Source organism: Pedococcus sp. P2_E5, assembly GCF_056403895.1.
In genome coordinates this window covers 24123-37312 of the sequence record NZ_JBFUEP010000059.1, presented here as the reverse complement: position 1 = coordinate 37312, position 13190 = coordinate 24123, and the positions used below count along the sequence as shown (strand labels likewise).

The 13190-nt window shown below is 70.7% G+C and carries 11 protein-coding genes; 10 read left to right on the top strand and 1 reads right to left on the bottom strand.

Annotated elements, in window-relative coordinates; all coding sequences use genetic code 11:
• Positions 1-68 precede the first annotated feature (68 nt).
• From thrC to prmC, 10 genes are all read left to right on the top strand, one after another.
• A complete protein-coding gene (gene thrC / locus AC1DVZ_RS17485; RefSeq protein ID WP_477619466.1) occupies positions 69-1154 on the top strand; it encodes a threonine synthase in 1086 nt (361 codons plus the stop codon).
• A complete protein-coding gene (thrB, locus tag AC1DVZ_RS17480; RefSeq protein WP_477619465.1) occupies positions 1154-2116 on the top strand; it encodes a homoserine kinase in 963 nt (320 codons plus the stop codon). The genes thrC and thrB overlap by 1 nt, the downstream gene beginning before the upstream one ends.
• Positions 2117-2402: 286 nt before the next feature.
• Positions 2403-4514, top strand: a complete 2112-nt coding sequence (gene rho / locus AC1DVZ_RS17475; protein WP_477619469.1) for a transcription termination factor Rho — start codon at positions 2403-2405, stop codon at positions 4512-4514.
• Between the two features lie 135 nt (positions 4515-4649).
• Positions 4650-5033 (top strand): response regulator transcription factor, encoded by a 384-nt coding sequence (locus AC1DVZ_RS17470; protein WP_477619464.1) that lies wholly within the window; start codon positions 4650-4652, stop codon positions 5031-5033.
• Complete coding sequence (locus AC1DVZ_RS17465) at positions 5030-6082, top strand: HEAT repeat domain-containing protein (protein ID WP_477619463.1); 1053 nt, start codon at positions 5030-5032, stop codon at positions 6080-6082. The genes AC1DVZ_RS17470 and AC1DVZ_RS17465 overlap by 4 nt, the downstream gene beginning before the upstream one ends.
• Entirely contained in the window at positions 6079-7527 is a 1449-nt protein-coding gene (locus AC1DVZ_RS17460) for a glycosyltransferase family 2 protein (RefSeq protein ID WP_477619462.1), read from the top strand. Before AC1DVZ_RS17465 ends, AC1DVZ_RS17460 begins: the two co-directional genes overlap by 4 nt.
• Positions 7524-9593: a sensor histidine kinase gene (locus AC1DVZ_RS17455; RefSeq protein WP_477619461.1), complete on the top strand. Its 2070-nt coding sequence runs from the start codon at positions 7524-7526 to the stop codon at positions 9591-9593. The genes AC1DVZ_RS17460 and AC1DVZ_RS17455 overlap by 4 nt, the downstream gene beginning before the upstream one ends.
• 110 nt (positions 9594-9703) lie before the next feature.
• A complete protein-coding gene (gene rpmE, locus AC1DVZ_RS17450; RefSeq protein ID WP_056922415.1) occupies positions 9704-9928 on the top strand; it encodes a 50S ribosomal protein L31 in 225 nt (74 codons plus the stop codon).
• Positions 9929-10068: 140 nt separating this feature from the next.
• Entirely contained in the window at positions 10069-11154 is a 1086-nt protein-coding gene (gene prfA / locus AC1DVZ_RS17445; RefSeq protein WP_477619460.1) for a peptide chain release factor 1, read from the top strand.
• Positions 11151-12011, top strand: coding sequence for a peptide chain release factor N(5)-glutamine methyltransferase (gene prmC / locus AC1DVZ_RS17440; protein WP_477619459.1), 861 nt, complete (start codon positions 11151-11153; stop codon positions 12009-12011). The genes prfA and prmC overlap by 4 nt, the downstream gene beginning before the upstream one ends.
• 69 nt (positions 12012-12080) lie before the next feature.
• Here the strand turns inward: prmC and AC1DVZ_RS17435 are convergent, their stop codons facing one another.
• The gene (locus AC1DVZ_RS17435) at positions 12081-13160 is read right to left on the bottom strand and encodes a class I SAM-dependent methyltransferase (protein WP_477619458.1); all 1080 of its coding nucleotides are present in this window, start codon (positions 13158-13160) and stop codon (positions 12081-12083) included.
• Positions 13161-13190: the final 30 nt, after the last annotated feature.

The window sequence follows — 13190 nt, the reverse complement described above, 5'->3', positions numbered from 1 at the left end:
GTCCAGGCCCTCGCCGGGCTCGACACCGTCACTGAGGTCGTGTCGGTCATGCGGGTGGAGGGCGACTGATGGCAGGCCTGTGGCGCGGGGTGATCCGCGAGTATGCCGACCGGTTGCCCATGCTCCGGGGCGCACCCGTGGTGACCCTCCAGGAGGGCGGCACCCCGTTGATCCCTGCGGAGCATCTCTCCGAGCTCACGGGGGCGCAGGTCTTCGTGAAGTACGAGGGCCTCAACCCGACCGGGTCCTTCAAGGACCGCGGCATGACGGCCGCGATCTCGATGGCCGCCAAGAACGGCGCGAAGGCGGTGATCTGCGCGTCGACCGGCAACACGAGCGCGAGTGCCGCCGCCTATGCCACCAAGGCGGGCATGACCTGCGCGGTGCTCGTCCCCGACGGCAAGATCGCCATGGGCAAGCTCAGCCAGGCGATCGCCCACGGCGCGACCCTGCTCCAGGTGGGCGGCAACTTCGACGACTGCCTGACGCTGGCTCGCAAGCTCGCCGAGTCCTATCCCGTGGAGCTGGTCAACTCGGTCAACCCGGCGCGGATCGAGGGCCAGAAGACTGCCTCCTTCGAGGTCGTCGACGCGCTCGGTGACGCCCCCGACATCCACTGCCTCCCGGTCGGCAACGCCGGCAACATCACGGCCTACTGGAAGGGCTACCGCGAGTACCACCGCGGCAGCGAGCAACCCGGCCCCGCAACGAAGCTCCCCCAGATGTGGGGCTTCCAGGCGGCCGGCGCCGCACCCATCGTGCTGGGGCATCCCGTCGACGACCCCGACACCATCGCCACGGCGATCCGCATCGGCAACCCCGCGTCGTGGAAGCAGGCGGAGGCGGCCCGCGACGAGTCCGGCGGCCGCATCGAGTCCGTCACCGACGAGCAGATCCTCGCGGCCCACCGCATCCTCTCGGCCCGCGAGGGGATCTTCGTCGAGCCCGGCTCGGCGGCCKCCGTCGCAGGCCTGCTGCAGGCCGCCGAGGCCGGACACGTCCCAGCCGGTGCCACGATCGTCTGCACGGTCACCGGGCACGGGCTGAAGGACCCGCAGTGGGCGCTCAGGAACGCCGACGGTTCCGACGTCACGCCGACGAGGGTGCCGGTGGACGCGTTCACGGCGGCGCAGGCCCTGGGGCTGCAGGACTGATGGGCGAGCTCCTCGCCGGCAGCTCCGTGCAGGTGCGGGTGCCGGCCAGCAGCGCGAACCTGGGGCCGGGCTTCGACTCGGTCGGGCTGGCCCTCGGACTCTGGGACACCTGCGTGGCGACCGTGACCGACGAGCCCGGGGTGCGGATCGACGTCGAGGGGGAGGGCGCCGACGAGGTCCCTCGCGACGCCTCCCACCTGGTCGTGCGCGCCATGGTGCGGGCGTGGGAGGAGCTCGACACCCAGCCAGCCGCGGGACTGCACCTGCAGTGCCGCAACGAGGTGCCGCACGGCCGCGGACTGGGGTCCTCGGCCACGGCGATCGTGACCGGAATCGTTGCGGCACAGGCGCTTCACGACGTATGCCGTGGGGTCACCGAGCCTCCCGACCTCACCTTCACCAACGACCTTGCTGCCCGCCTCGAGGGCCATCCGGACAACTCCTCGGCGTCGGTCTACGGAGGCCTCACCGTGTCCTGGGCAGACTCGCCCGAGGGCGGCACGCAGACCCTGCGCCTCCAGCCCCATCGCGACGTACGTGCGCTGGTTCTCGTCCCCGCGGCCCAGCTGTCCACCGCCAAGGCGCGGTCGGTCCTGCCGACCCACATCCGGCACGGTGACGCCGCCCTGAACTCGGCCCGAGCGGCGCTGCTCATCCAGGCGTTGACCAGCCACCCGGCATACCTGCTGGCGGCCACCCGGGAGTGGCTGCACCAGGAGGCGCGCAGGGACTCCTTCCCGGCTTCCATGGCCGTCGTCGACGAGCTCCGAGGCCGGGGTCATGCCGCCGTGATCTCCGGAGCCGGGCCCTCGGTGCTGGTCCTCACGACGGACGACCAGGTGTCCACCATCGCAGGGGAGGCAAGCGATGCGTGGCGGGTCCTCGATCCCGGCATCCCCGCTACAGGTGCGCAGGTCAGGCCCCTGCGACGCGGAGGGGACATTCTGGGCACTCGGGACTGACGGGAGCACCAACGGTGTTACATTGGGTGCGCACTCGCAGCCGATGCCTCCTCTTGCGCATCCAGCAGCGAAATGCACCCACCACATGTCGGCGGCCTTCGTGCTGCCACGCCTCCCTGTGCTGCATGTGGCTCCATCGGTCAGCACTTCTGACCCAAGCACCGGTCCGGGATCTGAACACCGGACCGCGAACGAGGGGGAAGGATCCTTCGTGACAGACACCACCACTCTCGACTCTGCGGGTTCGCAGGACGAGAAGCCGCGCCGCTCCGGCGCACTGAGCACCATGAAGGTCGCCGAGCTCCAGGGCCTGGCCGCCAGCATGGGGATCACCGGCACCGCCAAGATGCGCAAGGGTGACCTGGTCACCGCCATCAAGGACCGCCAGTCCGGAGCAGGAGCGCCGGCACGCCGGACCGCCCCGCAGCAGGAGCGTCCGGCCCGGGCTGAGACGCCCGCCACGGATCAGCAGACCGGCGCCGAGCAGAAGACCGGCACCGAGCAGCAGACCGCCACCGAGCGGCCTCCCCGCACCTTCGCCGAGCGGGGCGACCGCGCCGAGCGGGGCGACCGTACGGACGAGGCTGACCGCGCCGAGCGGGGTGACCGCGCCGAGCGGCGCCGGGACACTAGGGGCGACGCCGAGCTCGCCGACCGCGGTGACCGGGACGACCGCCCGCAGGGCGAGCGTCCGAACCGCAACCGGGCCGACCGGGCCGCCCGCCTGCAGGCGCAGCGCCAGAACCGCGAAGGTCTTCGCGACGGCGACCAGCAGGACCGTGACCAGGACCGCGACCAGGACCGCGACCAGCAGGACCGCGACCAGCAGGACCGTGGACCCGATCGCGACCAGACGGGTCGCACCCTGACCCGCGACCAGCAGGAGCGTGGACCGGATCGCGACCAGGTCGGGCGCACCCAGTCCCGCGACCAGGGCGACCGGCGCGAGCGTCAGCAGGCTGACCGACAGAACCGCGACGACCGGGACGACCGCGACGACCGGGGCGGCCGCCAGCAAGGCGGGGCGGCCAGCCAGGGTCAGCAGGGCGGCCAGCGCAACCAGACCCAGCAGGGCCAGCAGACCCAGCAGGGCCAGCAGGACCAGCAGGGTTACGACGACGACGGCGACGGCCGCGGCGGCCGTCGCCGCAACCGCAACCGCAACCGCAACCGTGACAAGCGCGGTCAGCGCGGCGACTACGGCACCGACTACGAGAACGAGCCGATGGTCGAGGAGGACGACGTCCTCGTGCCGGTGGCGGGCATCCTCGACGTGCTCGACAACTATGCGTTCGTCCGGACGTCCGGCTACCTGCCCGGGCCCGGCGACGTCTACGTCCCGCTCGGCATGGTCAAGAAGAACGGCATGCGCAAGGGTGACGCGGTCACCGGTGCCGTGAAGGCCCAGCGTGACGACTCCCAGCAGAACCAGCGCCAGAAGTTCAACGCGCTGGTGCGCCTCGACACCGTCAACGGGATGACGCCCGACGACGCCCGCAAGCGCGTCGAGTTCGGCAAGCTCACGCCGCTCTACCCGCAGCAGCGCCTGCGCCTCGAGACCGAGCCCGGCATCCTCACCACCCGCGTCATCGACCTCGTCGCGCCCATCGGCAAGGGCCAGCGTGGTCTCATCGTCGCCCCGGCCAAGGCCGGAAAGACGATGGTCATGCAGGCCATCGCCAACGCCATCACGACGAACAACCCCGAGTGCCACCTGATGGTGGTGCTCGTGGACGAGCGTCCTGAGGAAGTCACCGACATGCAGCGCGCGGTCAAGGGTGAGGTCATCTCCTCGACCTTCGACCGGCCGGCCGAGGACCACACGACGGTCGCCGAGCTCGCGATCGAGCGGGCCAAGCGTCTCGTCGAGATGGGCCACGACGTCGTCGTGCTGCTCGACTCGATCACCAAGCTGGGTCGCGCGTACAACCTCGCCGCCCCGGCGAGCGGACGCATCCTCTCCGGTGGTGTCGACTCCGCGGCGCTCTACCCCCCGAAGAAGTTCTTCGGAGCCGCGCGCAACATCGAGAACGGTGGCTCGCTCACGATCCTCGCGACGGCTCTGGTGGAGACCGGGTCCCGCATGGACGAGGTCATCTTCGAGGAGTTCAAGGGCACCGGGAACATGGAGCTCAAGCTCGACCGTGGCCTGGCCAACCGCCGCATCTTCCCGGCGGTCGACATCAACAACTCGGGCACCCGCAAGGAGGAGATCCTCCTCTCGGGCGACGAGCTCAAGATCATGTGGAAGCTCCGTAGGGTCCTCGCCGCGCTCGACCAGCAGCAGGGCATCGAGCTGCTGATCGACCGGATCAAGAAGACCAAGAGCAACATCGAGTTCCTCATGCAGGTCCAGCAGAACTCCTCGATCCGCCTGGACGAGGGGGATAAGGACTGAGCGCACCCGTGCGTCGTAGGCATGAGGACAACTGGACCGGGTCCGCCACCACGTGGTGTCGGACGCCAGTTGCGTGCTTGACGGCTTAGCATGGGCACCGCACCACCAACTGGACGACGACCGAAGGGAATGGCAGTGACCGCGGCAGAGGCAATCCGAGTGCTCGTCGCTGACGACGACCCGGATATTCGCGATCTCGTCGAGTTCAAACTCACCCAAGCCGGGTATGCCGTGCAAGCCGTTCCAGACGGACTGAGCGCCTGGGAGGCGTTCCAGGCCGAGGCGCCCTCGCTGGTCATCCTCGACGTCATGATGCCCGGGCTGTCGGGTATCGACGTGCTGCGCAAGATCCGGGACAGCGGTGCCGCGACGGTGCCGGTCCTGCTGCTCAGCGCGAAGTCCCGAGACAGCGACGTCGACACCGGCTTCGCCGTCGGGGCCGACGACTACGTCATCAAGCCGTTCAGTCCACGAGAGCTGCTGCACCGGGTCAACGGGATCCTGGCGCGCGTCCGGTGACGCGGCACGACCTGCTCTGGGCCTCCTCGGCGCTGGTCCTGCTGGCTTGTCTCGCCCTGGTGCTGCTCATCGTGCTCACCAAGGTTTCGCGAACCCTGCGCGAGCGACGGACCGCAGAGCTGGTCGCACCACACCGCGCACACCTACTCGCCGTCGCCTCGGGAGAGGACGACGACGGAAGCCATCGTGACGCCCTGATGGAGGTGGACGGCCCCGCCCGCGAGGCCGTCGACGACGTCGTCCTCGAGCTCCTGGGCAAGGTGAGGGGGGTCCCGGCCGAGGAACTCGCGTCCGTTCTCCTCGTGCACGGTGCCGTCGACCGCGCCCCCCACGACCTGCGCGACCGCAGCACCCTGCGCCGGGCGCGCGCGGCGCACATCCTTGGCCTGTGCCATGTGGGGACGGCGCTGCCGCTGCTCGTCCAGGCCCTCGGCGACTCCGCGCCAGAGGTGCGCGTCGCGGCGACCAGAGCCCTCGGCCGGCTCGGCGAGCCGACGGCGTCGGCGGCGCTGCTCGCGGCGGTCGGCGCCGAGCGGGTCGTGCCTGCCGGGCCGGCTGCCGACGCCCTCGAGGGAATGGGGGTCGGCATCGCCGGGTCGCTGCGCGACGCGCTGTCGGCGAGCAGCCCCACGACGCGCACGGTCGCGGCGTACTTGAGCGGTGAGGGCAGCTTCTCGCGGTCCCTGGAGGGGCTGCGTGTCGCACTGGCAGGCGACGACGACCACACCGTGCGTGAGGCGGCGGCTGTCGCCCTCGGACGGATGGGCCGGGGCGAGGACGTGGCGGCGCTCCTGCGCCAGACGGCCGTGGACCGGCCCCGGTCGCTGCGTCGGGCCTGTGCCTCCGCACTCGGCGAGCTCGGCGAAACCTCGGCCGTGGACGGTCTGGGCGGGCTGCTGGGCGACCCGGACCCGCGGTTGGCCGAGATCGCTGCCACCTCCCTCCTGCAGCTGGGTCCGGCCGGGCGGACCGTCCTCGACTCGGCTCCGACCAACGCGTCGGTCGAGACAGCACTCACCCTGGCGCGGCTGAAGGGGAGCGCGGCGTGAGCTGGGACGGCTTCGTCGAGGGGCTCCGGGCCGCGGTGGTCTGGGTGATGGACTTCAGCTCCGTGCCGATCCTCGTCTACTTCGCGRTCATCAACCTCTCCTACCTCCTGCTCATCGTCCTGGCCAGCATCGACTTCCGGGCGCAGCACCGCCGTCGTGAGGCCGTGGTCGAGACCTTCGGCGGTGCGCTGACGCCGGGTGTCTCACTCCTCGTGCCTGCCCACAACGAGGAGATGGGCATCGTCACCTCGGTGCAGGCGCTGCTCTCGCTGCGTTATCCCCGGCACGAGGTGGTCGTCGTCGACGACGGCAGCTCCGATGCCACCTTCGAGCGCCTGCGCTCTGCCTTCGACCTGGTGCCCATCCCGCGCGAGATCCCGCAGGACGTCCCGATCCGGGCCCGGATCATCGACGTGCACGTGCCCCGCGACGGTCGGACGCGACTGCTCGTGGTGCGCAAGGAGAACTCCGGTCGGTCCGAGGCGATCAACGTCGCGCTCAACGCCGCCACGGAACCACTCGTGGCCATGGTGGATGCCGACTCCATCCTCGAACCCGACGCCCTGCTCCGGGTGACCCAGCCTTTCGCCGACGACCCGATCCGCATGGTGGCGGCCGGGGGTGCCATCCGGCCGGTCAACGGCAGTCGGGTGGTGTCGGGGCGCATCGTCAGGGTCCAGATGCCGAAGCCCTGGCTTGCCCGCATCCAGGTCGTCGAGTACCTCCGCGCCTTCCTGCTCGGCCGGACCGGGTGGTCGCGGTTCGGGGCGCTGATCCTGATCAGCGGCGCGTTCGGCCTGTTCCGCCGCGACGTCGTCGTCGAGGTCGGTGGGCTCGACGCCGACAGCATCGGTGAGGACTTCGAACTCGTCCTGCGCATCCACCGCAAGCTGCACGACGAGAAGCGGGACTACCGGGTGGGGTTCGTCCCGGAGCCGGTCCTGTGGACCGAGGTCCCCTCTACCGTCTCGGTGCTGCGCAACCAACGGCGACGCTGGCACCGCGGGCTGTGGGAGACGCTGTGGGCCTACCGCGACATGGTGCTGCGGCCCCGGTACGGCAAGGTCGGCATGATCGCGTTGCCCTACTACTGGGTCTTCGAGCTCTTCGCCCCGCTGCTGGAGTTCTTCGGCATCATCATCGTCCCGCTCGCGCTGGTCCTCGGCGTGGTCAACATCCCCTACGCACTGCTGTTCCTCGCGCTGGCCTACGGTCTTGCGATCCTGGTGACGCTGTCGGCCATGGCCGCCGAGGAGTGGTCGTTCCACCGTCATGAGCGGTGGCGCGACCTCGGGCTCACCCTGATCGCATCGGTGCTCGAGAACATCGGATACCGCCAGCTCACCGTGTGGTGGCGGCTCGAGGGCTGGTGGGCGAGCCTGCGGCGCAAGAAGCAGGTGTGGGGCGTGATGACCCGCACCGGCTTCGGCGAGGCCGGCGAGTGACCAAGCTCGGCAGTCAATCGGTCTCCGGACAGCTCAAGGTCCTCGGGCTCTCCCTGGTCCTGTTGTTCCCCATCGTCGGAGTCGCGTCGGCGTGGAACATCACCAGCCAGAGCCGTGACCTCAAGGCGCTGACGCTGGCCTACGGCCCGGCCTTCGACGCCAACAACGCCGTCCTCATCGAGATGACCGAGGCCAACGCCGGGTGGAGCCAGCTGATGGGCGGCTCCGGCCCGCTGACGCGCTACCGCCTCGAGCGGGACCTGGTCTCAGCGGACCTCGCCACCGTCCAACGCGCCCTGAAGGCACCATCGCTACCCGTCGAGAAGCGCGAGCGGTATGCCGCGATGCTGGACACCCAGCGCGCCGCCGTCGACGCGTGGTTCAGGGCGGCCCAGGCCGCCGAGGTCGGCCGGAACGACACCCAGCCGGCGCGCAGCCTCCTCGAGGCCGATGCGACGGACCGGTTCGGGCAGTTCCGCGACAGCAACCGGGGCCTGTCCGAGGCAGTCCGACTCGAGCGGGACGCGGCTCGGGAGGGGGCGCGGGACTCCGTCCAACGGATCGTGGCGATCGCGGCCAGCACGCTGCTGCTGGCCATGGCCATCGTCCTCGGGGGGTGGCGGCTGCTGCAGCGATCGGTCAGCGGTCCGCTGGAGCGGTTGCGATCGGTCGTCGAGCGCCAGCGCGACGGTGACCGTGACGCCTTGGCCGACACCGAAGCCGGCGCTGCGGAGGTGCGTGGGCTGGCTGCCGACTTCAACGGCCTGACCCGCTCCAACCAGGCGCTCCAGGAGCAGCAGTCGGTCGTCCTGCGCGCGCACCAGCTGGCGCTCGACGTCGCCAGGGTGGTGCACGGGGCGCCGGACATCGACTCGGCGCTGCACACCGTGTGCGCGATGCTCGGGGAGGGCCTGTCGGTCGACCGGATCATGCTCTACCTCCACGACGAGTCGGGGGCGATCGACCAGCGGACCCAGTGGCACCGCGACGACCTTCCCGACCTCGGGGCGCTGCCATCGTCCCTGGCCGACGAGGTCAAGGAAGTCGGAGACGAGCTTCGCCGCCAGGCCACCGTGTTCGTCGTGTCCGACTTCCTCCACGCGGACGTCCAGACCCAGGCCCGCGCCGAGCGGTTCTACCGGGCCACCGGCGCCAAGTCGCTCCTCATGGTGCCCGTGGGGATCGGTGCGCAAGGTCTGGGCGTGCTCGCGCTGATGACCGTCGACACGCCGAGGCGGTGGCGCCGCTACGAGATCCAGGCGGTCCAGCAGTGCGCGGGCTACGTCGCCCAGTCCATCGTCGACCTGCGGCTGCGCGAGATGCGCGATGCCCAGGTGGACCAGCTCACCGCGCTGGACCGGCAGAAGACCGACTTCATGGCCACCGTGTCGCACGAGCTGCGCACGCCGCTGACCTCGATCAACGGCTACCTGGAGCTGCTCGAGGACGGCGACTACGGCGACCTGTCCACGCCCCAACGAGGTGCCCTCGACATCATCGGACGCAACGCCAACCGGCTGCGCGGCCTGATCGAGGACCTCCTCGTGCTCAACAAGATCGAGGCCACGGGGTTGCAGTCCTCGACGGAGTACGTCGCCGTGGACGAACTCGTGGAGGATGTCGCCGAGGTGCTTCGCCCCGTGGCGGACGCGGCTGGTGTCACGTTGGTCGTCGAACCCATCGACCCCCAGCTCCTGATCCGGGTCGACCGCGGACAGCTGGAACGCAGCCTCATCAACCTCGGCTCCAACGCGGTCAAGTTCACCCGATCGGGCGGGCAGGCCACGATCGGCGCCGCAGAGACCGACGGCCGCGTCGTCGTCACCGTGGCCGACACCGGGATCGGCATCCCCGAGCAGGACCTTCCACAGCTGTTCGGCCGGTTCTTCCGCGCCTCGAACGCCACCGCGGCCGCCATCCCCGGTACGGGACTGGGGCTGGCGATCGTGCGGGCCATCGTCGAGGGTCACGGCGGAGAGCTGCACATCGACTCGGTCGAGGGGCAGGGGACCGTCATCCGCGTGGTCCTGCCGACGGGGAATGTCGCCACCCTGTCCGCCGTTTAGGAGATGTGCGCCGCTCTCTGGCACACTTGACTGCTGACCGGTTCACGGCATGGAGACCTCCAGGGCARCCCGCCCAGCCGACCCGGCCGCATTGACTCAAGGAGCACGCTTTGCAGAAGGACATCCACCCCGAGTACGTCGAGACCACGGTGAGCTGCACCTGTGGGTCCACGTTCACGACTCGCAGCACCGCGACCTCCGGCGTGATCCGCGCCGAGGTGTGCTCGCAGTGCCACCCGTTCTACACCGGCAAGCAGAAGATCCTCGACACCGGTGGCCGCGTGGCCCGGTTCGAGGCCCGCTACGGCAAGAAGGCCGCTGCCGAGAGCAAGTAGCTTTCCCGATGCGCCGGTCCTGACCCTCGTGGTCAGGGCCGGCGCATTTGCTTTCCCCCGCCTCGGGAGCCTCGCCTGCAGGCCCCTGCGCCACCACCTCCTTTCCCCGCACCGCCACCCGCACGACCTCAGGAGCCCCCATGTTGGAGTCCGCAGCAGCGCTCGTCCACGAGCACGCCGACCTCGAGAAGCAGCTGGCGGACCCCGAGGTCTTCGGTGACCAGAACCTCGTCCGCAAGCTGAACAAGAGGTATGCCGCGCTGGCACCGACGGTCGCGGCCTACCACGCATGGCACGCAGCGACCGACGACCTGGCGGCCGCACGCGAGCTCGCCAAGGAGGACGAGGGCTTCGCCGCGGAGGTGCCCAGCCTCGAGGAACGCCTCTCGCAGACCGAGGACACCTTGCGCCGGCTGCTCATCCCGCGCGACCCCGACGACGACCGCGACGTGATCCTCGAGGTCAAGGCCGGTGAGGGCGGCGAGGAGTCGGCCCTGTTCGCCGGAGACCTGCTGCGGATGTACCTGCGGTTCGCCGAGCGACGCGGGTGGAAGACCGAGATCATCGACGCGACCGAGTCCGACCTGGGCGGCTACAAGGACGTCCAGGTGGCCGTGAAGGCCAAGGGCACACCGGCGTTGGGGGAGGGCCCCTGGGCGAGGCTGAAGTACGAGGGTGGCGTGCACCGCGTGCAGCGGGTGCCCGTCACGGAGAGCCAGGGACGGATCCACACGTCGGCTGCCGGGGTCCTCGTCATGCCCGAGGCGGAGGACGTCGAGGTCACCATCGACGCCAACGACCTCAAGATCGACGTCTACCGCTCGTCAGGACCGGGTGGCCAGTCGGTCAACACGACCGACTCGGCAGTGCGGATCACCCACCTCCCGACGGGCGTGGTGGTGTCCTGCCAGAACGAGAAGAGCCAGCTCCAGAATAAGGAGTCGGCGATGCGGGTGCTCCGAGCGCGGCTGCACGCCCTCGCCAAGGAGGCGGCCGACGCCGAGGCCAGTGCCGCCCGCCGCTCGCAGGTCCGCACGGTCGACCGCAGCGAGCGCATCCGCACCTACAACTTTCCCGAGAACCGGCTCTCCGACCACCGCACGGGCTTCAAGTCCTACAACCTCGACACCGTGCTCGACGGAGACCTCGAGGCAGTCGTCCAGTCCGCGGTCGACGCCGACGAGGCCGCTCAGATGGCGGCCGTCGCCGAGGGCGCCGGTCAGTGACCGACGCCGCCGGGGACGACCTGCGCGCAGCGGTCCGGGAGGCCACCCGTCGCCTGGCCGACGCCGGTGTGCCCTCACCCGAGGCGGACGCGGTGGCGCTCGCCGCCCACCTGCTCAAGATCTCTGTCGGGGACGTCCACAAGGCGATGGTGCTGGGGGCCGTGGCGCCCGCGGCATACCAAGGGCTCGTCGCGGAACGCGCCGCACGGGTGCCCCTGCAGCACCTGACCGGGCGAGCGGGGTTCCGCCGGGTCGAGCTCAGCGTCGGACCGGGGGTCTTCGTGCCGCGCCCCGAGACCGAGTTCGTGGCCGGGCTGGCCATCGACGCGGCGCTCGCGCTGGAGTCGCCGCTGGTGGTGGACCTGTGCACCGGTTCGGGCGCGATCGCACTGGCCGTCGCCGACGAGGTGCCCGCCGCGACGGTGTATGCCGTGGAGCTGGGTCGCGAGGCGCACGCCTGGGCCGAGCGCAACGTCGCCGACACCGGGCTCGCGGTCGACCTGCGACAGGGCGACGCCACCGAGGCCTTCCCGGAGCTCGAGGGAAGCGTCGACGTGGTCGTGTCCAACCCGCCCTACATCCCGCTGGGCATGGTGCCGCTCGATCCCGAGGTGCGCGACCACGACCCGGAGCTGGCGCTCTACGGCGGCAGCGAGGACGGCCTGGCCATCCCGTTGGCTGTCGCGGGGCGCGCCGCGCTGCTGCTGCGTCCCGGTGGGCTGCTGGTCATGGAGCACGCCGACAGCCAGGGCGTCACGCTGCCGGGTGCCCTGCGCCGGACCGGCGAGTGGACCGACGTGGCCGACCACGACGACCTGACCGGTCGCCCGCGAGCCACGACTGCCATCCGGGTCTGACCGGACCTGACCCGAGTCCTTGGGTGACCCGGCGGACCTGGACCCGTCGGATCACTCGAAGGGGCTGGGTCACGTCAACAGGTAGAACCGCCAGAACCCGAAGTCCTCGACCGGCAGCACCTCGACCGAGCTGAACCCCGCCTGCTCGGCGTAGCGACGAAGGGTCGAGGGCCGCATCACGGTGCCGGTGCCGACGCTGTCCTGGCCGGACATGCCGTCGGGGAGGCAGATCAGCAGGCTGTAGCCGTACATGACGCGTTCGAGCTCGTCGCCGTGCGGCGCGAACTCCTCGGCGACCGCCTCGTCCATCACGACCATGAAGCCGCCCGGCGCCAGGGAGGCGCGTGCTGCGGCCAGCACCTCCACGGGGCGGGGCATGTCGTGGACGCACTCGAAGGCGAACGCCGCGGTGAAGCGCCCCACCGGCATACCAGCGGCGTCACCGGCCGTGAACGTGACCCGGTCGGCCACGCCGTGCTCGGTGGCGTTGGCCGCGGCCATCTCCACCGAGGGCGCATCGATGTCGAAACCCTCGACCGTGGCGCCGGGGTAGGCCTTGGCCAGTGCGATGGTGGACCAGCCGGCCCCGCACCCGACATCGGCGATCGTGGCCCCGGGAACCGAGAGGTGGTCGTGCACCCTCGGGACCCCGGCCAGGGCGTCCGCGAGCCGCAGCTCGTACCACGGTCTGTTGGCGTCGGCCTGGGACTCGCGGGCGTCGGTCCCGAGCTGGTCCCAGCTCACCCCGCCGCCGTGGCGGTAGGCGTCCAGCAGCCCCCCGAGCTGTGGGCCGACGGCTACGAACATGCGAGCCAGCGGCGCCAGGTAGCTCAGGCTCGTCTCGTCGGTCAGCACCTCCCGGGTGGCAGGCGGGATCGAGTACAGCCTTGCGTCAGGGTCGTCGTCGGGGCGGTCGAGGGCCAGCAGCCCCGTGACCGCCTGCTGCTCGAGCCACTCGCGCGCGTACCGCGGGTGGGTGCGCGTGCGTTCGGCGAGGGTCGGTGCGGTAGCCGGTCCGTCAGCGGCGAGACTGCGGTACCACCCGAGCCGGTCCCCGAGGTAGATGGACATGATGTCGGCGGTGCCGAGCAGGGCATCGAGGATCCGCTCGGCGAGCTCGTCGGTCGTCGAGGAGGTGGTCGCGGTCATCCCGCCATGGTCCCGCCGCGGGGGGAGGGC

Coding starts and splice junctions, on each gene's coding strand:
- thrB (WP_477619465.1), top strand. CDS start 1,154: ATGGGCGAGCTCCTCGCCGGCAGCTCCGTGCAGGTGCGGGTGCCGGCC.
- rho (WP_477619469.1), top strand. CDS start 2,403: ATGAAGGTCGCCGAGCTCCAGGGCCTGGCCGCCAGCATGGGGATCACC.
- prfA (WP_477619460.1), top strand. CDS start 10,069: ATGTTGGAGTCCGCAGCAGCGCTCGTCCACGAGCACGCCGACCTCGAG.
- AC1DVZ_RS17435 (WP_477619458.1), bottom strand. CDS start 13,160: ATGACCGCGACCACCTCCTCGACGACCGACGAGCTCGCCGAGCGGATC.